Raw genomic sequence first — 22,539 nt, 5'->3', positions numbered from 1 at the left:
TTTTAATCGCCTAATGGTGTTCTACTCGCACAACCACGATGCTCATCAAGTTGTAATTTAATTCGGCGCAATTTTTCACGCGACTTTCGCTGATTCTTAAACGCTACTTCACTTGCTAGCATGTCAATCGCAGCTAATAACACGTACCGTGATGCGCTTGGCATATAAATAAAATCCATTTCTTGAGTGGTGATAGGCAAGTGCACATCAGCCAACGCTGATAACTCGCCTTCTGGACAAATAGCAACGACTTTGCCACCGTACTCCTTAGCGATGTTGGCAGCTTCTAACACATCAGGGCTTTTACCGCTTAACGATAAACAAATCAGTAAATCATTGGCATCAATGCTTGCTGCTGTCATCCGCATTAACATGGGATCAGAATACGCATTACTTTTGACATCTAAGCGGAATAATCGATGTTGGCACTCTTGCGCAAAGATGGTACTACCACCGCCTACACCAAAAATTAAACAATGATTTGCCGCTAAAATTAATTCAGCTGCCGTGATACATTTATCTTTGGTGATTAAACCCCGATTAACCTGCAAAATATCTTGAATAGATTGATATACCTCTGGCATATCTTGTTGTTCGATATGCTGTTCATTATGAAAACGCTCTCCAACGGCAGCAACTTGTGCTAGCTGCAGTTTTAAATCACGTACATCATCACAAGCTAACGTTTTTGCTAAACGGGTAATACTGGCATGACTCACGCCTGCTTTTTTCGCCAACTGTTGAATGGCACAACGACTGGCAAACTTTAAATCTTTTCGGATCAAATCTGCTACTTTTTGTTCCGCCGGGCGCATGTGATCATAACGCTGACTTATTCGGGTTAAAATATCCATTTAGAAGTAAGTCGCCACTTGTTTTGTGATCACATGTTGGTCATTACTAATGCCAATAAAACGCCATTTATCAAACGTTAGACACGGGTGTGACGTTGAAAAACACATCATATCGCCAGGTTGTAAATCGGCACTTTCGTCAACCTTGAGCATCAAGTGTTGATCCATTATTTTTACCGACTCCCAGCTATTAGGTACTTGCTGTGGTTTGTCGTTACCAGGGCGATAATACAAGGTAGGGGTTGGCAACCCTGCGTCAAACGCAGCATCTCGCTTACCTAAACCGACAATGACTAATCCTGGTTCAGGCGTAGCATAAACATACGCCCACACGTAAAGGCTAGAAATCAGGTCGCCGCCAATATCACACGCTAGTTGGCTGCGTTGCATGATCGTTTGCTGCGCATCTTGATAGATGCCGGTATCATGTATCAAATAGCAACCAGGTCTAATAATGGCGGTAAAGTTTAATGATTGTTCTTGAGTTAATGCGTTAGCGACGACATCATACCAAGCGGAGCCAGCACCAGTAATGATCACATTTTCACCGTTGAATCGGCCTTGTTGCTGTAGCGTATTAAACAATTGCTTAATACGCTCAATAAAATGCACTATCTTTGCTTGTGCATCTTCACCGTGAATCACGCCTTCATAAAAGCTAACACCCGATAACTGCAACGCAGGTTGTGCTGAAATTGCATCAACAAGTGGCTCAATGTTGTCAACATCGCGCCAACCACAACGACCACCTGGCACGCCTATTTCTATCAACACGTTTAACGTTGCTTTTTGCTGTTGGAAAAATTCACCTAAAAACACAACATTAGCCACTGATTCAACAAAGCAATAAAATTCAACATCAGGATCTTGTAAAATTTCCACTAGTTGCTGACAGTGAAATTTACCGATTAATTGATTGGCAAGTATAAAGCGTTTAACGCCTTGTTTGTAAGCACTTACCACCTGAGGAATAGTTGCCAAGCTTATGCCCCAACATCCTTGTGACAACTGTTGCTTAAAAAGCTCTGGGGACATGGTAGTTTTACCATGCGGAGCTAATTTAACACCGGCTTGCTCACTAAAAGATTGCATCCACTGCGCATTACTCTGTAAAGATGCCTCATCAAGTACCGCTACGGGTAAGCCAACCTCTTCATTAAGAATATTCCAACCAGAGCCCTCTAACGCGGTTACATCGCCAAAGCCTTTATTTACATGCAGTTGCTGTTTGCTTGTTGTCATATTATCGCCTTTCAACAGACATCAATGTTAAAATATAACAACAATATATCAAACTAATGGTTACTTAGTAACACAAAAAGGCATAAATTTACTCATAACACTATAATGTTTAGTTATAATGTTGAGATAAAAGAGAAAATAATTTTTCTGCCGGCGCAATAATAGGATCATGTTTGCGATAAACAACATGCCAAAATACCGGTAACCCGGCTTCACCTAATTGACATGTTGTTAAGGAAGCGTCAGGTAGATAACGGGTTAATTGACGTTGAGAAAATATAGACACACCTACATTTGCTTTAACTAACGCGAGAATGGCATCATTAAAACCTACTTGTAACACTTTTGGCGGGATAACCCCTGCTGGTTTAAAAAACAACTCATATTCACGTTCAGTTTCTGCTTCAGTTGAATTTGTCACATAGGTTTGATCGGCGAAATCTTCCGGCATCAAAAACGCCTGATTTGATTTGTGATGTTGCTTAGATAAACAAGCGACTAACTCATCTTGCGTGATCACTTTAGCAACATATTGCTCTGCATCTATTTCTAACTCGGCCTTAGCACTAGAAATAATAGCCACATCTACATCATGATTATGCAAAGCTTGAAGCGGTTTAACCGGTGATTGCGAAGTAATTTCAAGCTCTATTTGAGGGTAGCTTAACGAAAAACCTTCAAGTACATCAGGTAGCCATGAAAAGTTTGCATAGTGCGGCATACTAATGCGTAGCACCTGCTCAACACCATGAGTTAAGCGAGAAATATCATGTTCGACGCGCGCTAATTCTTGTAAAATTTTCTTGGCTGATACCAGCAAACGTTTACCCGCATTCGACATATAAATTCGACGACCACGGCGGTAGAATAATTGGCTATTTAAACGTTTTTCAGCCTCGCGAATACGGTTGGTTAATGCCGGCTGAGAAATAAATAATGCTTGAGCCGCCTCTTTTACCGTTTCACTTTCAGCTAACTGACAAATCATTTTTAAATGACTGATCGTTAATTGGCTTTTGCTAATGTCCACTGAGTTTCAACATATCAATATTACTGATATATCATGCTATAACGATAAAAATAATTTCACAATTATAAATGAGTACGTAAAGCAAACAGTTCAGGAAAAAAACTAATATCTAATGCTTTCTTTAAAAAACTGACACCAGACGAACCACCTGTTCCTGCTTTATGACCAATAATACGTTGCACCGTATACATATGTTTAAACCGCCACTGCTGAAAGGCATCTTCAATATCAATCAATTTTTCAGCAAGCTCATACATCTGGAAATGTTCATCAGCATGTTGATAAACGTTTAACCATGCTTGCAGCACAGATTCATCTTGCTGATAGGGTTGGGTAAAATCTCTTTCAAGTACGTGCTTATCAATAGCCAAGCCATTTTTTGCTAATGCTCGAAGTACTTCATCGTATAAGCTTGGCGCATGAAGCACAGCATTTAAAGATTGATAACTTTCCGGTTGATTTTTATGCACCGCTAATAAACTCGCGTTTTTGTTCCCTAATAAAAATTCAAGTTTACGATAACCATATGATTGAAATCCAGATGAGTGGCCTAACGCATCACGAAATTTCAAGTAATCAACAGGCGTCAATGTTGATAAAATGTTCCAAGACTGGGTTAATTGATTGAGTATATGTTTAACGCGAGAAATCACTTTAAAAGCGTGACCAAAGTCTGCTTGTTGAATATTTGTAATGGCAGCAGTTAATTCATGCCCAGCGAGCTTTAACCATAATTCACTGGTTTGATGAATTGTAATAAATAACATTTCATCATGTTGTGCAGATAGTGGCTTTTGTGCGGTTAAAATTTGCTCAAGGCATAAATAATCACCGTACGACATATCATCTTCAAAGTTAGTATGAATGCTCTCTTCCATTTCGCGATAATTTGATGTTGTCTTTTTCGATTGAGAGGGATGATATGGGCAGTTCATGTTATCTCTCCTGCTGAATTAGCGGAATAGAATCGCGGCTCAATTCATATAGGGTTGTCATTACAGATTCGTCTTGCCAGCATTTTTCAATATTATCTATCTGCATAATTTCATCCATAATTTTGGCTTGAATGTCACCTATTTCAAGTGCAGTTTTGTATGAAATATTGGGTGAAAATGTCACCATTGAATAGAGCGGGATCCATAATTCAGGATAACGTTGATGAAAGCGAGCTTCAATTTTCTTACGTAACAGAAAGCGTTCATCGCCGGCTAAGTCACTCATTTCAATAAAGTTACGCTTTGCTAATTCAATAATCGCATCGCCATTTTCTTTTCGCTCCTGCTGGTAGGCCATTAATGTTTGCTGCCAGTCTCCCTGAAAATTATCCAGTAGCTCACACAACACACGACAATCTTCAAAGCCACAGTTCATGCCTTGACCATAAAATGGCACCATTGCATGTGCAGCATCACCAATAAGTGCTACTTGATGATTAACCAACCAAGGGTAAACATGTACCAAACATAACGGTGAAGGTGCCTTCGCAAGAAATTCTTCTATCGGATTAACGAGTAACGGTAGCGCATCGGCAAAATACTGTTCAAAGAACGCTGCGACTGTTTCATATTCAGTGAACGCAGAGAATGAAACCTCACCTTGATGATCCATAAACAAGGTGCAAGTAAACGAGCCATCAGCATTCGGTAATGCGATCAGCATAAAATCTTTACGTGGCCAGATATGAAGCGCATTTTTTTCCATCAGATGTTCGCCGTTTTCCCCAGCCGGAATGGTTAATTCAATGTAGCTTTGCGGCATGTACTCTAAACTATAGCTTATTCGCTGCAGCGGCAGTTCTTGCATTAATCGTCTTACTTTAGAAAACGTGCCATCAGCGCCAAAAAGTAAATCGGTTTGATGTTGTTTGATTTGTTTATTTGCATCAATATAAGTCGCGGTGTTTGTGTCAAAATCATGCTGGGTGAGTCGATGAGAGAAATGTAGTGACACATTGTTTTGCTGTTCGGCTAATGTCATTAATTGCTCATTAATACCTGAGCGAGAAACAGACCAAATGGCTTGACTATCTTTGCCATAATTTTGTTTGGTGATATTCCCTTCAATATCGTGCATGACACGGCAATACATGGGAATCGCTTGTTGACGAATTTCTTCATCAACGCCCACTGCATTTAACGCTTTCCAACCACGATCGGAAAGCGCTAAATTAATCGATTTACCTTGATAGATATTGCTTTTTCGTGAATCTGGTCGAGATTCGAATAGATCAATAGGGTAACCGCGCTTAGCTAACATCAGCGCTAATAATGCGCCAACAGGCCCAGCACCGTTAATCGCAATAGATGGCTTAGCTATCATTGGCCATTTCCTTAAGCAAGGCGTTTAATTGTTGACCGAATTGATAGATATCTTCAAAGGAATTATACAGCGGCACGGGGGCAAGCCTAACCACATCTGGCTCTCTAAAATCAGTGATCACACCAGCGTTAGTTAATTGATTAAAAAATCGTTTATCGGTACCAATAAGCTTTACTGATAATTGGCATCCTCGTTGCTCTGGTGCTACGGGAGTAATAATTTGCAGTTTAATATGAGTAAACTTGTTAACAACATCATTAAACACATATTGCAAAAAGGCGGTGAGTGTAAGGCTCTTTTTTCGTAGCGCATCCATGCCAGCCTTTTCAAAAATATCAAGTGATGATTTCAACACCGCCATCCCCATTATCGGCACATTGCTTAATTGCCAACCTTCAGCGCCTGCCATGGGCTCAAAGGTGTTTTCCATTAAAAACCGACGTTCTTTATTATGCCCCCACCAACCACCAAAACGGGGAATTTCGGTATCTTGACCATGCTTATCATGCACAAAAATTCCCCCGACATTACCAGCACTTCCGTTGAGATATTTGTAAGTACACCAAGCGGCAAAATCTACTTGCCAATCATGAAGTTTCAATGGCACATTACCAACAGCATGTGCCAAATCAAAACCCGCTAATGCGCCAACATTATGTGCAGCTGCGGTTAGTTTTTTCATATCAAATAGCTGGCCAGTAAAATAATTAACCCCACCGAAAAACACTAAGGCAAGTTCATCACGGTGCTCTTCAATCGCGGCTAAAATATCGCTTTCTCTGATGGTAAATTCACCCTCTCGCGGTGAAATTTCGATAATGGCTTCATCAGGTTCAAAGCCATGATGTTTTACTTGAGTTTCCAGTAAGTAGCGGTCAGATGGAAACATTTTAGCTTCACTGATAATTTTAAAACGCTGCTTAGACGGACGATAAAAGCTGACAAATAATAAATGTAAGTTGGTGGTCAACGAGTTCATACACACCACTTCTGATGCTTTTGCACCAACAAGTTCTGCACTTGCTGGTGTTAACAGTTCATGATAACTCACCCAAGGATTTCGACCGTGAAAATGCCCTTCTACTCCCCATGCAGCCCAATCATCAAGTTCTACTTGTAGATATTCTTTTGCTGCTTTCGGCTGTAAACCTAAAGAGTTTCCGGTGAAATACAAAACCTGCTTTCCCTCTATGACCGGGTGATAGAATTTATCTCGATAACTCGCTAATGGATCTTCATTATCAAGTTTTTGTGCATAAGCTAGGGTATTTTCAAAGGTCATAACATTCTCAATTAACAAGTCGGCAAAGAAAAGAATAATTGTGCATTCGTGGCGAGCATTTGTTGCTTTTCGGCATCCGATAAATTTGGCGCGGTTTTAATTAATGCGCCCATTTTTTGCTCACCTAACGGGAAAGGGTAATCAGTACCAAACAACAAACGATCGGTGGTCATTTTCTTAACCAATAATTCGAGCGCATCATGATCAAACACCGCGGTATCTAAATAAAATCTATCTAAGTAATGACTAGGCGGATATTCAGACTTACCACGGGCAATATCTCGATGAAGCCAAGCATTTTCCAATCGGCCAAGTAAAAAAGCGAATGCACCACCACCATGGGCAAAGCAAATCTTTAAGTCGCGGCTAATACGGTCAAAGCCACCACCCAAAATCATCGACACGATCGAAAGCTGCGTTTCAGCAGGCATTCCTACCGTCCAACCCATCATGTAATCTTTCGTGCGGCTTGCTGCCATCATGTCCCAAGGGTGCACAAAAACCGGTATGTTCTCTGCAGCACAATGTTGAAGAAAGGTTAATACGCCTTCGTCATCCATGTTTTTCTCGCCCACGTGATTCCCAATTTGAATACCAACATGACCGGTGTTCATTGCTCGACTTGCTTCTTCACACGCAGCATCTGCATCTTGTAAAGGCACTTGTGCCATAGAAAACAAACGCCCTTTACCTTGTTGGCAAATCTCTAGCGCGGCATCATTGAATATCTGCGCACAGTACACCGCTTGTTCAAGGGGCTTTTCATAAGCGAATAAAATCGGCGTGGCAGAAATAATTTGCTGCGAAACGCCTTGGGCGTCCATTTCTGCCAATCTTATTTCAGGATCCCAGCAAGCGGCATAGATAGGACGAAATGGTTTATCGCCTTTCATTAACATCGCTTTGGCAAAGCCACTTTCATTTTTTTCATTCGGTAAATGTTGTAACCAAGGCCAATCGTTACCACCAAATTTCTCTTGAAGACTCGGCCATTCTTTTGGGAAAAAATGTGAATGTATATCAACCACCTGCATTAGCTGTGCTCCTCAAGTGATACCCAACCTTTCGGTGGCTCTTTACCAGGGTGTATCGTTTGACAGTGGGGGCAAGTTCTTGCTTGTTTATCTTGATAAAAAGCCTGATACAAAGGAGGGAGATCATCGACGATTGATGTCAACAGCACTTCAGTGCGATGCACTAATTCACCACATTCAAAACAATACCATTCAAAGGCATCTTTCACGCCTTTAGGTCGTTTAGGTTCGATCACTAAACCAATACTGCCTACCGTAGGACGTTGTGGCGAGTGTCTAACGTGTTTAGGCAAGAAGAAAACATCTCCTTCGCGGATAAATACGTCTTTACACTGACCGTCCTCAATCACTTTTAATACCATATCGCCTTTAAGTTGATAGAAGAATTCTTCAACGGGATCATCATGAAAATCAGTTCGCTGGTTTGGACCACCGACAACGGTAACCATCATGTCGGTATTTTGCCAAACTTGTACGTTTCCGACAGGTGGCTGCAATAGCTCTTTATGCTCTTCGATCCACTGCATAAAATTAAACGCAGCTAAGTTTGCTTTCATAGCTATTTCTCGCTCTTTGCTAAGGGCTTATAGGCGATTGCTTTACACTCTATTAATAGATGAGGATGTGGAAGTTGATGCACAGCAACGGTTGTTCTTGTTGGGCCATCAAAATCAAAAAATTCACTGTAGGTTTCGTTATAGCCTTTAAAGTCATTCATGCTGACCAAAAACGTACTTATCTCGACCAAATCTGAGAGCTCTGCATCAACGGAATGTAAAATATCACGAATGTTTTCGATTACTGCGGTAGTTTGAGCACGAATATCTAAGGTCGTTGCACCGAACTCATCCACTTCCACGCCAGCAAAGCTGTTATCTGGCCGTCTTGAGCTCGTACCTGAAATATAGATAAAATCACCTGCACGTTTTACATGTGGAAATGTTCCTCGCGGTACGGCTTTTTTTGCTAATACTTTACTTTCCATCGTCATTTTTCGCTCTTATCAATGTTGATACAAATATTGGTAGGTTCGCTATAAAATGCCATAGAATGCGCGCCCCCTTCTCGACCGATGCCCGATAATTTAACGCCACCAAAAGGTGTTCGAAGATCACGTAAAAACCAAGTATTTACCCACACAAGACCAACCTCCATTTTCGGTGCTACTCGATGCGCTCTTGATAAGTTTTCCGTCCAAATAGCGGCGGCAAGGCCATAAACTGTGTTATTAGCTCGACTGATCACCTCTTGTTCACTATCAAACATTGCGACGTGACATATCGGGCCAAAAATTTCCTCTTGATTGACCGGATCTTCATCCGACAACCCCGTAATAATGGTTGGCTCAATGAAACAACCGTTATCACGTTCATCACCAAAATTAGGCACACCTCCCCCGGTAAGAACCTTTGCCCCTGATTTTTTTGCTTGTTGGTAATAGGACAATACTTTTTGTTGATGTTGTTTGGAAATTAATGGCCCAATAAGCACATTTGGCTCTTTCGGGTAACCTATTTTTATTGCTTTGGCTGCTTTTACTAAGCGCTCGACAAATTCTTGGTATATTTCACGGTGTACATAGACGCGCTCAGTACATAGGCATACCTGACCACAATTAGTAAAGGAAGAGCGAGCTACGCCGGCAACGGCTTTATCAATATCTGCATCTTGAAAAACGATAGCAGCATTTTTACCGCCAAGTTCAAAAGAAATCGATTTAACTCCTGAGGCTACCCTTTTCATGATATGTTGCCCTGTAGATGACGACCCAGTAAATGTGATCGCATCCACTTTACCGTGCTCGGTGAGTAAATCACCTACCCTATTTCCACGACCTAATATCAGATTAAACACACCTTCAGGCATACCTACTTCATCCATAACTTGCGCTAATAAAAAGGCTGTCGATGATGTTTCTTCAGAAGGTTTCAAAATCACGCAGTTTCCGCAAGCCAGTGCTGGCGCTATTTTCCAGGTTGCCAACAGTAAAGGGAGATTCCATGGTGAAATAATCGCGACAACCCCTAACGGTTTATTAACCGAATAATTGAGCGCCTGCTCACCACTAGCTGTTTCCGTCATAAACGTTTCACCAGAATGAAATTTTGCAAGATCTGCAAAGGTACGAAAGTTTGCTGCGGCACGAGGAATATCGATGGTTTCAACTTGATGAAGTGATTTGCCAGTATCCGCTATTTCTGCGTCAATAAACTCGGTTAACCTTGCTTCAATACGATCAGCGACTTTATGCAATAACACGCTTCGCTGCTGAACACTCATTTGGCCCCAGTCACCATTAAGTGCCTGTTTTGCAGCCTGAACTGCGGCATCAATTTGCTGTGGACTCGCTTCAGCAATATCCGCAATTTTTTCACCGTTTATCGGGCTAACATTATCAAAGTAAGTTTCACTTGGTTGAAACTGCCCATCAATGTAGCAGTGTAATGCATTTAGCATATTCATCAGATTGTTGCGTGCGTCATCAACTGACTGTATCGCCAACCATTAGATAAATATAATTAGTTATTTTTAGATAAAAGATAAATTTTATTGATATAAATAAGGGTAAAACGTTGTTTCAATGCCACTACATTTTCAAAAAATTTGCTAACTGCTTATTTTATATTGATGACAAATACTTGTGGTCGGACGAGTTAGCACGTATAATTCTAGCTCGCTTTTCTAGGTCATTTACTGTCAACATGGACGTTCGTTACAAGGTTTTTTAATGAACGCTGCACCCAAGGTTAGTTACCAAAACCTTATTGTTTTATTAGAAGTAAATAAAACGTTTACCTTTGCTCACCATCAAACTGTTTGCGCCTTGAAAAGAATATGTCGTCAACAGACTACTCACATTGATATTGATTTTAAAAACACACTTTATATTGATTCAGCGGGCTTAGGTATGTTGTTGATATTGAAAAATTTCTGTCGTAAAAATCAAATACTATTACGTATTTTTAACGCAACACGCGGTAATACCGCTGACATGTTAACGATGATTGATTTATTACCATCTGTTGAAAATATGATGTCTAGCCAGGTAGAACCTGCATTAACAACTGCCTATATATAAGGCTGCTGCGCCAAGAAGAGCAGCGTTATCTAGTTCACTTTTTACGATAATTAGATTAGTTCGTACTTTTTTATAAGGAAAACTATCTAATGACTGCCTAAGTGAATCAATATACAAATCAAACGATTTAGCGACAGAGCCACCAACAACAATCACTTTTGGATCAACCGTAAACATTAAATAGCTGATGCCTTTTGCTAAGTGCTGAGCAAATTCATCGAAAATAGCTTGTGCCGCAACATCACCCGAGCGTGCTCTTTCAGCCAATTCGGCACCATTTACTTGGTGTATTTTAGTAAAAAAAGAACCTGAGCAATAATCATCAAGTGTTCCCTTTAAATACGGAATGCCGCCGAGCTCACCCGCACAACAGTTATGGCCAGCATACAATTGATCGTTTAAATAAAACCCTGTACCAAAGCCAGTACCTAGGCAAATTCCAACTACATTTTTCTCAAAACGGGCAACATCACCAAAAGTGGCTTCTCCTGCAACAAAACAATTTACATCATTATTGATGTATACGGGTAAATCGAAATAGTCACTCAATTCATCTTTTAGTGGATATTTTTGCCATGCAGGAATGTTGACCGCATCGAATACGATGCCATTTTCAACATCAACAATACAAGGTACGCCGATACAGATAGCTGTAGTATCTGAAGCAATCATTGCAGCAATGCCATCAATTAAAAACTGACGTATCTGTGCTGAACTACCATGCGCACAAAAGGGTATTTCTTGATTATGTTCAATAATGCCGTCGCGGAATAGACCAAAATTTACTTTAGTACCGCCAATGTCTAAAGTAACAAACGAAGTGGGTTGCATTGGAAAACCTAATAACGTTAGAAGATATGCCGAGCATTAATGGATACTCGGCGTCATATTTGAGTATATTACTGAACGTTGAAACTTCTACCTGCACGATCTTTGGCAGCATTACGTGCTCTTACATCTACACTACCAGATACCGCAACCGGTGCATCATAAGCTTGCCATTCACCGCCATTGACTCGATATTCAAGAGGTAAACCAGGCAATGAGCTATTGATATGCAATTTGCCGTCTATTAGTTTTGCGCCAACAGTCGGTACACGATAAAACACGCCAAGTTTATCAAGCTTAATCAGCTCTTTTTGTGCGATGGCATTGCCAAATGCTTGCCATTTTGCATCACGCTGCGCTTTTAGCTCTTCTGTTAGCAAACCTGTATCTTTAGAGTATTTAGCACCGTTATAGTTATAAGGTACTGACCATTCTGCCTCATGCCAAGCGCGCTCGGCTAATGACAATAAACGCGGATAAAGCATGTATTCGGCTTGCTCTTCACTGCGTATGGTTTCACTCCAGATTTGTCCTTGAACGCCAGCTACGGTAAAACCTTCTGGTAAAGGTTTATGTACCACATTGCCATCTTCATCTTTTTGCACGGTATCATCAATTTCAAAAGGTTTACCTAACGTTGTTAAACGAAACTCCGCATTTATCGGTAAATTATCCGGGATAAAATTAAACACATTACGGCTGTCAATACGACGTGAAGCCCAATTATAGCCACGTTCTTTAGGATCTACTTCATATGGAAAATCAAAATAAAAAACATCAGGCACTGATAACACAACATTCCAACCACGATGTGCTTGCTCGCTCACCATCTTATGCGCGCCCCATGGTAAAGCTCCCCAAATGTACGAATACACATCTTTAGGCATGTTCTCAACGTGCGTTTCACCTAAGCCGTCATTCCAACCACCAACAGAAATGTCTTTACTGACGATCATGTTAGAAACACGTTCAATAAAGTGCGCGCCTAAATGTTTGATATCAGAAACATCGTTACTTGTATCAGCGACTAATGCCTTACATGCAGGCGATTCAACCCAAGCGCCTGCTGTTTCATCAGCGCCAATGTGATACATATTAAGTGGATGTTTTGCTTGTTTATGCAAAGAAATTAAATCTTCTAATACTTGATCAACAAACGCATATGACGACTCTAAACACACATTAATGGTATTGTCGTTATAATGTTGAATGGAACGATATTCTGTTTTATCTTCTAAATCTGATAATAAGTATTTAGTCGCTTCAACTTCATTTTCTTCTGCCATATAGCGATGGTATCTCGATTCCATCGCTTTCACTGCAACTCGTGAATGGCCTGGCATGTCTAATGAAGGAATAACTTGGACATGATGACGACTCGCATAATTCAAAATATCAAGATAATCTTGCACACTGTAGTAACCATCACGTTCGCTTGCATCTGCACCACCTAATTGCGGCTGCATACAATGTTTGTCTGACAAATCTAAACAACGTTTTGAACCAATATCTGTCAGCTCAGGAAAGCTCGGTAATTCAATACGCCATCCTTCATCTTCCGCTAAATGCATATGCAATTTGTTTAACTTATATGCACCCATTTGTTCAATAAGACGAAAGATCATCTCTTTACTATGAAAATTACGTGCAACATCCATATGTTGTCCACGGTATGAATATTTCGGCGCATCGTTAATATTGACATAAGGCAATGTAAGTTCATCAACCAGTAATAAACTTGCTAACGTTTGTACTCCGTAAAAAGCACCCGCTAAATCAGCTGCTGCAATAGTAACGCCTTGATCAGAAGTGGTTAATTGATAGCTCTCAGCAGTTCGTAGCCCTTTAGTGATACGAATACTAACTGCAATGCCGTTATCTGATTGTTCAACACCGAGTGTTGCTAAACGATCGAATGCTGCGCTGACATCAGATGCTTCTAAACCCTGATAACTCACTGCTAAACCTTGTGAAACATCAAGCTGTTTTTCAGCATCAGTGACGGTTAATTCACGAGGGGTCGGTATAACGGTAGTCGCCAACTGACGGCTATCTACTTCAACATCAGCATTGTGCTCATATAACCACTCAGCATTTGCATATTGGTTAATATCTTCTGGTGTTGATTTTATTTGCTTTGGAATATCCGTGTAAGGCTCTATCCAAGGTGTTAGTTCTAATTTTGTTTCAGGATCAATGGTTGTTCGTGTGCTATCAATGACTGCTGGCTTCAGGCTATTACCCGCTATCCAATAATTTGGCATTAATTGTGAGTGAGTGACATGAGTAGCCGCCATATACACTTGTATTGATTGGGTTTCACCGGCCTTAAAGCCAGAAAACTTATCTGTTGGTGAAATTTGATGTATATCACCATTGTAAAATTCAATGTCTAGAGTATCTGATTTTCCTGCATAAATAGGATAAACCTGTGAATAGTAAATGTGCCAATCATTGACATTAATATCTTCTGGCGAAGTAAATTTAATATGAGCACTAAAACAATGTTTAACTGCTTTACCATCACGATCAGGGCAATCAGTTTCAATATTACTTAACACTTGGTATTTTACATCAAGTGTTGTCGCTAACGTATCAAGCGAGGCTTGATCTATGCTTGCTAGCTTGGACGGCTTATCTGTATCTACTTTACTGACAGTACCTTCTTGGCTACAACCTGCAATAGCAAAAGCCATTGCACTGCATGCCAAAAATATTCGTGATAATTTCATGTGTTTATTACCTTATCGTTTAGCTGCCCCAAATGAGCAGCCATTTTAAAAGCTTCTCTTATCTCTATTCATATTACGTAACTGTTGAATCAGCATGGTGTTTGTTAAACAACTTAATTGTTTTGTTCACCACTAAAGGTTTTGCCCAAAAACCAATAGTAAAAATATAACCTAAGGTGATATACACCACGATCATACCCACACGTAAATCGCCAGTTATGTCGGCTATTGCACCTATCAAAGGTGATGCTAAACCACCACCGACAATACCGGTACATAAGATGCCAGCGAAAGAACCGTGATGCTCTGCGACTGAATTCAACGCCAGTGAAAATATTACTGACCACATTACCGATAGGAAAAAACCCACTAGCGGAAATGCATTCACCGAGACTTCTGCACTACCAAATAACGCAAATGACAGCGCTATCATTGCAGCCCCAGAAAAAATTTTCAAGACTAAACGGCTATCTAATAACTTAACCAACACCAAACCTAACAAACAACCTAGTGTCAGCATTAACCAAAAATCACTAACGACTTCAGCGCCTACGATAACGGGATCTAAACCATGGTAGCGTTCTAAGAAAATTGAAATGGCGTTAGCAACACCTTGCTCTGTACCGACATATGCAGCAATACCGATAAAAAATAATATCACTGATTTGTTTTTCAATAATTGCTTATAAATACCAATCGCACCAACAGCTTCGTCTTCTTTTAACTCAACTTTTGGCAATTTAATTAACGTAATTAAGATAAGCATTGCGACAGATACAGCGGCAAAAATCCAATACATTGAAAGCCAGCTCATATTCGCTGGAACATTATTATTGAAAAAACCTATGATGCCAGACGTTTCACCACTTGCCATCGCCTGAACAACATTGCTATACACAATAGGGCTTAGAGTTGCAGCACCACCGAAAAGCAATTGAGCTAGCACTGAGTAAAAAGCAAAGTGCTCTTGGCCACCTGATACGCGCAATAATGGATTAATTGCTACCTGCAACATTGCCATACCAGTACCCACTAAAAATAACGACCCCATCGCCATAAAAAAACTAGGGTTCAACACAAAAAGGAAAGACCCGGTAGCAGCCATGACAAAAGCGGCTAACATGACGAATTTTTCACCGTATTTATCCACTAAAATACCCGAAGGGATTGACATCACACCGTAAGCAGCAAAAAAAGAAAACGGTAAAAAACCCGCGACAGCTAGGCTAATATCAAAATCTTTAACCAGCGATGGAAATAGCGGTCCCAGAATATTGGTGATAAAAGAAATAGCAAAGAACGTAACGAGTACAAGTGCGACTCCTGTGTAATTTGTCTTCATGTAAGTGTCCTTATTGTTGTATTAATATTCCATCAGCGTGTTAATTATTTGAAACACACTTTAGTTTTACTGTATTACTCACTTGTTCACCAGTAGAAAAGTTTTCACTTATAGCAACATTTTTAGTTCACGCTCACAGAATTCTTCAACGCGAGTTTGCTAAATTTTAATAAAAATCTTGCGTTCATATAACCATTTTGAACACCACCAGAAAAACACAACATGCAAAAAGGCAAACAAAAACGAGGCGAGTTTTTCAGGAAAAACAATAGCTAAGCTATTAAACATAAAGTGATGAATAGTCCCGTCACCAACAGGGAAAAAGTTATAACTTGCTACCCAAACCCAAGACAACACATAAATAAACAATGGATTTGTGCCGTATACTAATAAAGGTTTAACTGGCTTTTCATATTTTTTAATATCAATCAGATAAACAAAAACCGCTAAGGTTAAGCAAGCATAACCTGCCGTATAAATGACGTAGGAGCTTGTCCATAATGCTTTATTAATAGGTATAACGAAGTCTAGGGCCAAGCCAGCAATAAGCGCTAGAAAACCTAGTTGAATGAGCTTAATCATAGAATCACGTTTATCGTTTATTTGACTAATAAAGCGAGTAACTTCAAAGCCAAATAAAGCACTGACAATCGCAGGTATCGTACTCACGAGCCCTTCGGGATCAAACGGTACGCCGAAGCCACCATAAATATGATTAGCTCCTAACACAGCAATATCAACTTGGCGTACTAAATTACTCTCTAATGTGTAAGCCCCTTCACCGACCGTCATTAACAAAAAGTGATAGCCAACAAGGATAAGAGCAGAAGTAATTAACACCCCACGCTGTCTAAATAGCAGCACAATAAAAGCAGCGAAAATATAGGCAATACCAATACGTTGTAACACACCCATAATGCGCCACGTATCAGGATCGCCAGTGAAAGGATAGATGTTGAGTAAAAAACCGATTAAGAAAATTAAAAACCCGCGCTTGATCACTTTAAAGGCTAATGGGGCATCTAATTGAAAGTCGACTTTTTTAAAAGCAAAAAACATTGCCGAACCGACAATAAACATAAAGAATGGAAAAACCAGATCTGTTGGGGTCAATCCATGCCATTTTGCATGTAGTAACGGCGCATAAACATGTGACCATGTACCAGGCGTATTAACCAGAATCATCAATGCGATGGTGAGCCCACGGAAGGCATCAAGAGCGATATAACGTTGCACTATTTTCTCCAAACTTAATAGTTAAGTACATTTAATTTATGAGGTGAGTGTTATACATATTCTGGAAGTCACCTTACAGTCCTTGCCTCATCCAGTGTTAACCATTAAATCCGTTTTGAACATATTATCTCTCAACCACAATATAAACGTGCTGAACAATATCTTCACTGCAACAATACCTTTAACGATGCTTAAAATATTCAGTGTTTGAATGTAAACGATCAATAAAAACGTGCTGAATACTAGTGTGCTGGGTATCAATCATCTATTGATATACTTTTCCATCATTTACTGATACTTTTCTATTAGCACTCGTAACACCACTAACACCATGAAATTATTATTTGAAAAAATTATTCCTTCCGAAAATTCCTCATGGCGTTATTGGTTATATGAGCAAGAACATATTGGTTTTCATTGGCATTACCATCCTGAGTACGAAATAGCATTAACGCTGAATAGCAAAGGTCAACGTTATGTTGGTGATAATATTGATAATTACGATGAATTTGATATGGCTTTTCTCGGGCCTCATTTACCCCATACTTGGTGTTCTTCCCCTGCCGTCAAAGGGAAAAAGCAGCAAGTTTATGTGGCTCAACTCCCTATCAGCTGGCTAGAAAGTCTTGTATTTGGTATGCCTGATTTAGAAAAATTCAAACCACTGCTATCGTTGTCAAAAAGAGGGATAACCTTTGGTAAACAAGCCGTTGTTAATGCCGCTAAGGTATTTTCAACCATGCAAAATGCTGACGCTAGCACACGATTCATCGGCTTACTTAACATATTAGATATTATGGCCAATGATCCAGATAAGCAGCCGTTATCAAGCAGTGGCTACAGCGTTGTGCTCACCTCTGATCCTTCAACCGATAAATTGGATAAAGTTATTCGTTACATCCATGAACATTACACCGAAACTATTCGTGCGGAACACCTTGCAGAATTAGTACATATGAGCACCAACCATTTTCATCGTTTTTTTAAGCACCGCACTGAGCAAACATTCACTGAGTTTGTTAATCAATTACGTATTAGCAAGGCATGTTCGTTGTTGATAAATAGTCAAAAGCCAATTTACACCATTAGTGATACTTGTGGTTTTAATAATATTTCCAATTTCAATCGCCGTTTTTTACAATTTAAAGCAATGAAACCGAGCGAATTTCGCAAAATCTATGCAGGGAAAAACGTTGTGCTTGCGTAGAGGTGATAAACACGCTATTTGCCAACTATACTCGCCATATAGTCATTGAAAGTAAACTCCCCTCAATAAAAGCATCTTATATAAGCTAAACAAGTGACAAGGCATTCCTTTTTACTGTAACTTCTGTAAATATAAGCACGCTATTTACAAAATAATAATAACTCATGAACATTGTTTTAAAGTTACTCATATTGCTACTTAAAGATTTTTCTATATTTTCAGCCCCAGGCTTACGCCGCATTCGTTGGTGGTTATATCGGAAATATTTTAACGCTCATGAATTACATGTAGACACAAGAGTTACTATCGTCAAAGCGCATAAAAATAATAATAGTAAATTAATACTTTCAAGTAGCATTCATATCGGCAAAGATGTGTATATCGATTTTTCGGGTGGTGTGCATATCGAAGAGCAAGTTTCAATTTCTGAAGGTGCAAAAATATATACGCACAATCACAATATACATGATGGCGAAACAAATTGGCGTTTAAACGGCGTTACTTTTTCAGCGATTCATATCGAAAAGTACAGTTGGATCGGTGCAAATGCCATTATTCTCCCATCTGTCGACTTCATTGGACAAGGCGCTATTATTGCAGCAGGGGCAGTACTAACAAAAAACGCTGAATCGTTTGGAATCTATGCTGGTAATCCAGCTGTCAAAGTAGGTGAAAGGCGGATAGGTGAACGTTAATAAGCAACTAGTGTTGAGCTTTGGCTTGTATGGCCTTGGTTTATTGTCATTTTTTCTTGCTGATTTATATATAGTCGCAAATTACCCTAGCGATATAGTGACACAATGGGCCTTCTATAAATCAACCCTTTTTATCGCTGCCAGTGTCTGCATTCTGGGGTTAGATCAGGTAATCATACGAACACCCAATCAAAGCAAAAAGATATTCATTGCTTTTCTAGTCCAAAGCACTCTGATTTGTTGCATTCTTTACATTGCTTCTACTGTATTTTTAACATTAGCCATCAGCACTTTACAGCTAATAATGAGTGTTTATTTTCTTAGTATTTTAACCATGATTTCAGCCATATTTCGCGCGAATCATTTATTAACACTTGCACAATTAGCAACTAATGGCTGGAAGATTGCAATATTAACTTGTATGGTTTTATCACTTTTAAATGTTGAGTCTTGGTTCACCGCTAGCTTAAGTATTTTGCTATTGTTTTCTCTTTATTACTTGAACAAAACGAAAATAATTAACAAAACAATAACACACAATACGATTCAAGAATCTAATCATCGTAACGTTGGACTTGCATTTTTTTTTCACAATATAACACTGGTTGTTGCAATTTATGGTGAACAAATGCTTATTAACGCATTGGGTCACCAAAAGACAGCCTATATTCTTTATACACACTTCGTTATGTTCAGTTCTATTGCCATTAGTTTTTTTGGTTTTTTCGGTTTCTACCTTGCACCCAAAATAAAAACAATGGATGTATTTACTTTACACACTTTTAAAGCTTACTCCGTGAAACTTTTTATAGTTTCCATTGCTTTATCTACTTTATCAATTGCCTTCGGTTTTCTTATCTACAAGCTATATTACCAAGATAAAGGAATTCAATTAGAACCAAGCATAATTATCTCTATCTTTATAATGTGTATTGCAAGAGGAAGCTATACTGTATCTTCAATTTGCCTAGGTCTTTTTGCCCGTCATGAGACACTAGCCTTTACCGCTAAGCTTAACTGGCTGTTCATGTTGATTTATCTAACTATTATTTACCTTTTGTTAACTAAAAGCTTGCCAATATACATTCTATTTACCTCAATAAGTGCAACAACAGCAATACATTGGAGCATGCGCGCCTTTGTTTCCCAAAGATATGCACGTTTAGCCCTAATTGAAAAAGAAAAGCTATGTGTATAAAAACGACTTTCACGATTATCGCTCCGGTATCCTCATTATCCAATAGAACTAGGCTCTTTAAACTAGCAAACTTTTTATTCAATGATAAAAAAGTTAACTCGCTTAAGCATATTGCTTGGATAAGAGACGCAAGTGAAGCAATAGAAAAAGAATTACCAACGCATAAAATCGAAACTAAAGCTCTTATTACTGGCGGGGGCTATGGCGGTAAATTGACTAAACTTCTTTATATATGGTGGATGCTTCGTGTATTTGGTTACTGCCTATTAAGAAAAGATAACTCTCCTATTTGGGCCTTAGGATTTGAAACAGCTTTTCCGGCACTGTTAGCAGCTAAAATCAGAAAGTTTGACATTATCTTCGATGATGCTGATAGGTTTTCACTCGTTTTTCCCTTTCCCAGTTTTATTAAACGATGTATTCAAGCATTAGAAGAATATACTTCAACACGCGTCTTAATGCATGTGATCCCTGGCGAAGATAGGTATAAACAGTTGTCAAAAAATATGTTCACGTTAAAAAATACCCCCTCAAGAGAAGAGTTATCTAAAGCAAAGAAACTGTACCGTGAAAATAATTGGCCAACGTCGAAGATCATTATTAATATAAATGGCTGGCTTGGCAAAGATAGGGGAATGAATGCTGCCTTATATATAGCCAATAAATTTCAATCAGATGAGATTAAATTTATTGTCGCAGGTAAAGTCGATTGTAAAGCTGCTCAGGAATTGATATCACTCGATAATGTTAGCTACCTTGGTAAAGTGTCAAATGCAATGGCTTTAGCGTCTTACTTTTCTTCTGATTACGTCTTAACCTACTATGATCCAGCTATCGAAATTAATAAATTTGCTCAATCGAACAAATGGGGGGATGCACTTAGCACCAATACAAACATCATTGTAAACTCAGAAGTAAAAACCGCTAAATCACTTCGAAAGTATCCAGGAACAATTATGGTGCCGTATCATGATACTGATCTATTGATAAAAATACTTAGGCAAAAATTAACAACATTTAAAGAACAGCAAACAAACTGCTCGGGCACGCAACCAGTATGTTTTGAACAACAATTACACGACTTATTTAATAAGGCAATATGTTGATTATTAGCAAGTCATATAAAGGAATCATACTTTTATGGTAATTTCATTGTTCTTAACATTAAGTATATTCTTTCTCTTTATTGCCCTTTTTAGAGTCTATAACTTAGGTGTAGCACGTTTATTTAATAGTCCTATTGTTTTATCAACAATCTTTTTCTTTCTGATCCATCTAATGATGCCACTACTGCAATGGGACGTAAGTTACTTTAGATACAACGTTGAGTACGATCTCCAACCATACATTTTTTCATTACTTTTTGTTGCTTTGCTTCATGCTGTTTTTATCTTTGGGCTGTCTTGTTTTCCAGTCGATGAAAAGCCAGAGCTATTACACTTTAATTTAAGCCACACTTTTCTAAAAAGAGCGTTGCAAGTGACAACAGTTATTTTTTTAGTCGGTGCTTATTATGCAGGAAAAAACATCATACACATACTCACATTAGGCTACGAAAATTACATCACTGATCGAATATCAATGGGAGTTGGTAACGGGCTTAGTTTGTTACTTGCCCATTGGACATACGTGTCATGTCTGCTATTTTTCTTTGTTTTTTATCATGGAAAAAAAAGCTTTTGGATAAATAAAATTAGCTTAGTCGGGTTCATTGTTTCATTGGTTTTAGCAGCAACTTATTATGGTATCAACAGTAATAGAAATTCACTTTTTCTTTTAATTATTAGTTTATTATCTTTTTCGCTATCGTTTAATCGCAAGTATGCAGGGCACCTCACTTTTAGCCAGTTACGCAAAACCGTTTCATTACTTTTTGTGATATTAAGTATTGTTTTTGCACTACATACCATTGGCAAAATGCGTAGCAAAGCAAGTACATTAAATACTCAAACAACAGAGTATGGTCTTATCAATTCCCTTAATGGTGCATTTGGTAACCACGAAAACATTGTTTGGTTAATGGAAAACGAACAAGATTTGGAGCTTGGCATCACCTATCTAGCAGGTTTTGCTAACTTTATTCCACGATCTATTTGGCCAAAAAAGCCAGTAGGAGCTGGGCCACGTCTAAAAAATGCAATTTACCCAGGCTCTTACGTTGTAGGTAGAAAAGGTAATTCCTCACTTACTACAGGGCTTTATACCGAATTAATGATGAACTTTGGTCGCATTGGTGCGTTGGTTGGAAGTTTAATTTTTGCTGCTACGTTAAGCTTAATGCTTTTTAAATTAAAAAGGCAGCAGTCGCCTATAATTCGACTAATTTTTTTATTTTCTGTCGTTATGTTTTCAGCACAATTTATGTATGCTGAATTCCTCGGTTTTTTTGCACGATATATTTTCTCTATTGTGCCATTTTTAATCCTTTATATAGCAACAAGGCATATCAAGAGCTAATCAA

At 39.0% G+C, this 22,539-nt stretch carries 20 protein-coding genes; 6 read left to right on the top strand and 14 right to left on the bottom strand.

Annotation, left to right across the window (positions count from 1 at the left end; genetic code table 11):
- Positions 1 to 2: 2 nt before the first annotated feature.
- From QUE72_RS01265 to QUE72_RS01220, 10 genes are all read right to left on the bottom strand, one after another.
- On the bottom strand, positions 3 to 854 hold the full coding sequence (locus tag QUE72_RS01265) for a MurR/RpiR family transcriptional regulator (RefSeq protein WP_286271031.1): 852 nt from the start codon (positions 852 to 854) through the stop codon (positions 3 to 5).
- Positions 855 to 2,096 (bottom strand): amino acid deaminase, encoded by a 1,242-nt coding sequence (locus QUE72_RS01260; protein WP_286271030.1) that lies wholly within the window; start codon positions 2,094 to 2,096, stop codon positions 855 to 857.
- A 109-nt stretch (positions 2,097 to 2,205) separates the two neighbouring features.
- The gene (locus QUE72_RS01255; protein ID WP_286271029.1) at positions 2,206 to 3,126 is read right to left on the bottom strand and encodes a LysR family transcriptional regulator; all 921 of its coding nucleotides are present in this window, start codon (positions 3,124 to 3,126) and stop codon (positions 2,206 to 2,208) included.
- Positions 3,127 to 3,188: 62 nt separating this feature from the next.
- On the bottom strand, positions 3,189 to 4,061 hold the full coding sequence (kynA, locus tag QUE72_RS01250; RefSeq protein ID WP_286271028.1) for a tryptophan 2,3-dioxygenase: 873 nt from the start codon (positions 4,059 to 4,061) through the stop codon (positions 3,189 to 3,191).
- Between the two features lies 1 nt (position 4,062).
- Positions 4,063 to 5,445 (bottom strand): FAD-dependent oxidoreductase, encoded by a 1,383-nt coding sequence (locus QUE72_RS01245; RefSeq protein WP_286271027.1) that lies wholly within the window; start codon positions 5,443 to 5,445, stop codon positions 4,063 to 4,065.
- Positions 5,435 to 6,727 carry a kynureninase gene (gene kynU, locus QUE72_RS01240; RefSeq protein ID WP_074497774.1) on the bottom strand — a complete coding sequence of 431 codons (1,293 nt, stop codon included), beginning with the start codon at positions 6,725 to 6,727 and terminating at the stop codon, positions 5,435 to 5,437. The genes QUE72_RS01245 and kynU overlap by 11 nt, the downstream gene beginning before the upstream one ends.
- A gap of 11 nt (positions 6,728 to 6,738) precedes the next feature.
- Positions 6,739 to 7,761, bottom strand: coding sequence for an amidohydrolase family protein (locus QUE72_RS01235; protein ID WP_286271026.1), 1,023 nt, complete (start codon positions 7,759 to 7,761; stop codon positions 6,739 to 6,741).
- Positions 7,761 to 8,318 carry a 3-hydroxyanthranilate 3,4-dioxygenase gene (locus QUE72_RS01230; protein WP_286271025.1) on the bottom strand — a complete coding sequence of 186 codons (558 nt, stop codon included), beginning with the start codon at positions 8,316 to 8,318 and terminating at the stop codon, positions 7,761 to 7,763. The genes QUE72_RS01235 and QUE72_RS01230 overlap by 1 nt, the downstream gene beginning before the upstream one ends.
- Positions 8,319 to 8,320: 2 nt before the next feature.
- The gene (locus QUE72_RS01225) at positions 8,321 to 8,752 is read right to left on the bottom strand and encodes a RidA family protein (RefSeq protein ID WP_074497766.1); all 432 of its coding nucleotides are present in this window, start codon (positions 8,750 to 8,752) and stop codon (positions 8,321 to 8,323) included.
- The gene (locus QUE72_RS01220; RefSeq protein ID WP_286271023.1) at positions 8,749 to 10,224 is read right to left on the bottom strand and encodes a 2-hydroxymuconic semialdehyde dehydrogenase; all 1,476 of its coding nucleotides are present in this window, start codon (positions 10,222 to 10,224) and stop codon (positions 8,749 to 8,751) included. The genes QUE72_RS01225 and QUE72_RS01220 overlap by 4 nt, the downstream gene beginning before the upstream one ends.
- A gap of 265 nt (positions 10,225 to 10,489) precedes the next feature.
- On the opposite strand from QUE72_RS01220, the gene QUE72_RS01215 reads away from it, so the two are divergent.
- Entirely contained in the window at positions 10,490 to 10,840 is a 351-nt protein-coding gene (locus QUE72_RS01215) for an STAS domain-containing protein (RefSeq protein ID WP_074497762.1), read from the top strand.
- Here QUE72_RS01215 and QUE72_RS01210 read toward each other — a convergent pair.
- The 4 genes from QUE72_RS01210 to QUE72_RS01195 all read right to left on the bottom strand — a co-directional run bounded on the left by QUE72_RS01210 (position 10,820) and on the right by QUE72_RS01195 (position 16,978).
- On the bottom strand, positions 10,820 to 11,671 hold the full coding sequence (locus tag QUE72_RS01210; protein ID WP_286271022.1) for an ROK family protein: 852 nt from the start codon (positions 11,669 to 11,671) through the stop codon (positions 10,820 to 10,822). The genes QUE72_RS01215 and QUE72_RS01210 overlap by 21 nt on opposite strands.
- 68 nt (positions 11,672 to 11,739) lie before the next feature.
- Positions 11,740 to 14,400 (bottom strand): family 20 glycosylhydrolase, encoded by a 2,661-nt coding sequence (locus tag QUE72_RS01205; protein ID WP_286271021.1) that lies wholly within the window; start codon positions 14,398 to 14,400, stop codon positions 11,740 to 11,742.
- A 73-nt stretch (positions 14,401 to 14,473) separates the two neighbouring features.
- Positions 14,474 to 15,742: an MFS transporter gene (locus QUE72_RS01200; RefSeq protein WP_074497755.1), complete on the bottom strand. Its 1,269-nt coding sequence runs from the start codon at positions 15,740 to 15,742 to the stop codon at positions 14,474 to 14,476.
- 159 nt (positions 15,743 to 15,901) lie between these two features.
- Positions 15,902 to 16,978, bottom strand: a complete 1,077-nt coding sequence (locus QUE72_RS01195; protein ID WP_286271020.1) for an acyltransferase family protein — start codon at positions 16,976 to 16,978, stop codon at positions 15,902 to 15,904.
- Positions 16,979 to 17,309: 331 nt separating this feature from the next.
- Between QUE72_RS01195 and QUE72_RS01190 the strand changes: the two genes are divergently transcribed.
- From QUE72_RS01190 to QUE72_RS01170, 5 genes are all read left to right on the top strand, one after another.
- The gene (locus QUE72_RS01190) at positions 17,310 to 18,185 is read left to right on the top strand and encodes an AraC family transcriptional regulator (protein WP_286271019.1); all 876 of its coding nucleotides are present in this window, start codon (positions 17,310 to 17,312) and stop codon (positions 18,183 to 18,185) included.
- 164 nt (positions 18,186 to 18,349) lie between these two features.
- Positions 18,350 to 18,880 (top strand): acyltransferase, encoded by a 531-nt coding sequence (locus QUE72_RS01185; protein ID WP_074497748.1) that lies wholly within the window; start codon positions 18,350 to 18,352, stop codon positions 18,878 to 18,880.
- The gene (locus QUE72_RS01180; RefSeq protein WP_286271018.1) at positions 18,870 to 20,078 is read left to right on the top strand and encodes a hypothetical protein; all 1,209 of its coding nucleotides are present in this window, start codon (positions 18,870 to 18,872) and stop codon (positions 20,076 to 20,078) included. The genes QUE72_RS01185 and QUE72_RS01180 overlap by 11 nt, the downstream gene beginning before the upstream one ends.
- A complete protein-coding gene (locus tag QUE72_RS01175) occupies positions 20,069 to 21,184 on the top strand; it encodes a glycosyltransferase family protein (RefSeq protein ID WP_074497744.1) in 1,116 nt (371 codons plus the stop codon). Before QUE72_RS01180 ends, QUE72_RS01175 begins: the two co-directional genes overlap by 10 nt.
- 34 nt (positions 21,185 to 21,218) lie before the next feature.
- Positions 21,219 to 22,535: a hypothetical protein gene (locus QUE72_RS01170; protein WP_286271017.1), complete on the top strand. Its 1,317-nt coding sequence runs from the start codon at positions 21,219 to 21,221 to the stop codon at positions 22,533 to 22,535.
- Positions 22,536 to 22,539 lie beyond the last annotated feature (4 nt).

Origin of the sequence: Thalassotalea hakodatensis (assembly GCF_030295995.1) — a bacterium.
In the GTDB taxonomy this organism is placed as follows: domain Bacteria; phylum Pseudomonadota; class Gammaproteobacteria; order Enterobacterales; family Alteromonadaceae; genus Thalassotalea_C; species Thalassotalea_C hakodatensis.
This window is presented reverse-complemented; position numbering and strand designations above follow the sequence as displayed.

Excerpts from the sequence above, each read along its gene's own strand:
- QUE72_RS01245 (WP_286271027.1), bottom strand. The coding sequence starts at position 5,445 with ATGATAGCTAAGCCATCTATTGCGATTAACGGTGCTGGGCCTGTTGGC.
- QUE72_RS01260 (WP_286271030.1), bottom strand. The coding sequence starts at position 2,096 with ATGACAACAAGCAAACAGCAACTGCATGTAAATAAAGGCTTTGGCGAT.
- QUE72_RS01235 (WP_286271026.1), bottom strand. The coding sequence starts at position 7,761 with ATGCAGGTGGTTGATATACATTCACATTTTTTCCCAAAAGAATGGCCG.
- QUE72_RS01215 (WP_074497762.1), top strand. The coding sequence starts at position 10,490 with ATGAACGCTGCACCCAAGGTTAGTTACCAAAACCTTATTGTTTTATTA.
- QUE72_RS01265 (WP_286271031.1), bottom strand. The coding sequence starts at position 854 with ATGGATATTTTAACCCGAATAAGTCAGCGTTATGATCACATGCGCCCG.
- QUE72_RS01190 (WP_286271019.1), top strand. The coding sequence starts at position 17,310 with ATGAAATTATTATTTGAAAAAATTATTCCTTCCGAAAATTCCTCATGG.
- QUE72_RS01230 (WP_286271025.1), bottom strand. The coding sequence starts at position 8,318 with ATGAAAGCAAACTTAGCTGCGTTTAATTTTATGCAGTGGATCGAAGAG.
- QUE72_RS01205 (WP_286271021.1), bottom strand. The coding sequence starts at position 14,400 with ATGAAATTATCACGAATATTTTTGGCATGCAGTGCAATGGCTTTTGCT.
- kynA (WP_286271028.1), bottom strand. The coding sequence starts at position 4,061 with ATGAACTGCCCATATCATCCCTCTCAATCGAAAAAGACAACATCAAAT.
- QUE72_RS01170 (WP_286271017.1), top strand. The coding sequence starts at position 21,219 with ATGGTAATTTCATTGTTCTTAACATTAAGTATATTCTTTCTCTTTATT.
- QUE72_RS01175 (WP_074497744.1), top strand. The coding sequence starts at position 20,069 with ATGTGTATAAAAACGACTTTCACGATTATCGCTCCGGTATCCTCATTA.
- kynU (WP_074497774.1), bottom strand. The coding sequence starts at position 6,727 with ATGACCTTTGAAAATACCCTAGCTTATGCACAAAAACTTGATAATGAA.
- QUE72_RS01185 (WP_074497748.1), top strand. The coding sequence starts at position 18,350 with ATGAACATTGTTTTAAAGTTACTCATATTGCTACTTAAAGATTTTTCT.
- QUE72_RS01210 (WP_286271022.1), bottom strand. The coding sequence starts at position 11,671 with ATGCAACCCACTTCGTTTGTTACTTTAGACATTGGCGGTACTAAAGTA.
- QUE72_RS01220 (WP_286271023.1), bottom strand. The coding sequence starts at position 10,224 with ATGAATATGCTAAATGCATTACACTGCTACATTGATGGGCAGTTTCAA.
- QUE72_RS01225 (WP_074497766.1), bottom strand. The coding sequence starts at position 8,752 with ATGACGATGGAAAGTAAAGTATTAGCAAAAAAAGCCGTACCGCGAGGA.
- QUE72_RS01200 (WP_074497755.1), bottom strand. The coding sequence starts at position 15,742 with ATGAAGACAAATTACACAGGAGTCGCACTTGTACTCGTTACGTTCTTT.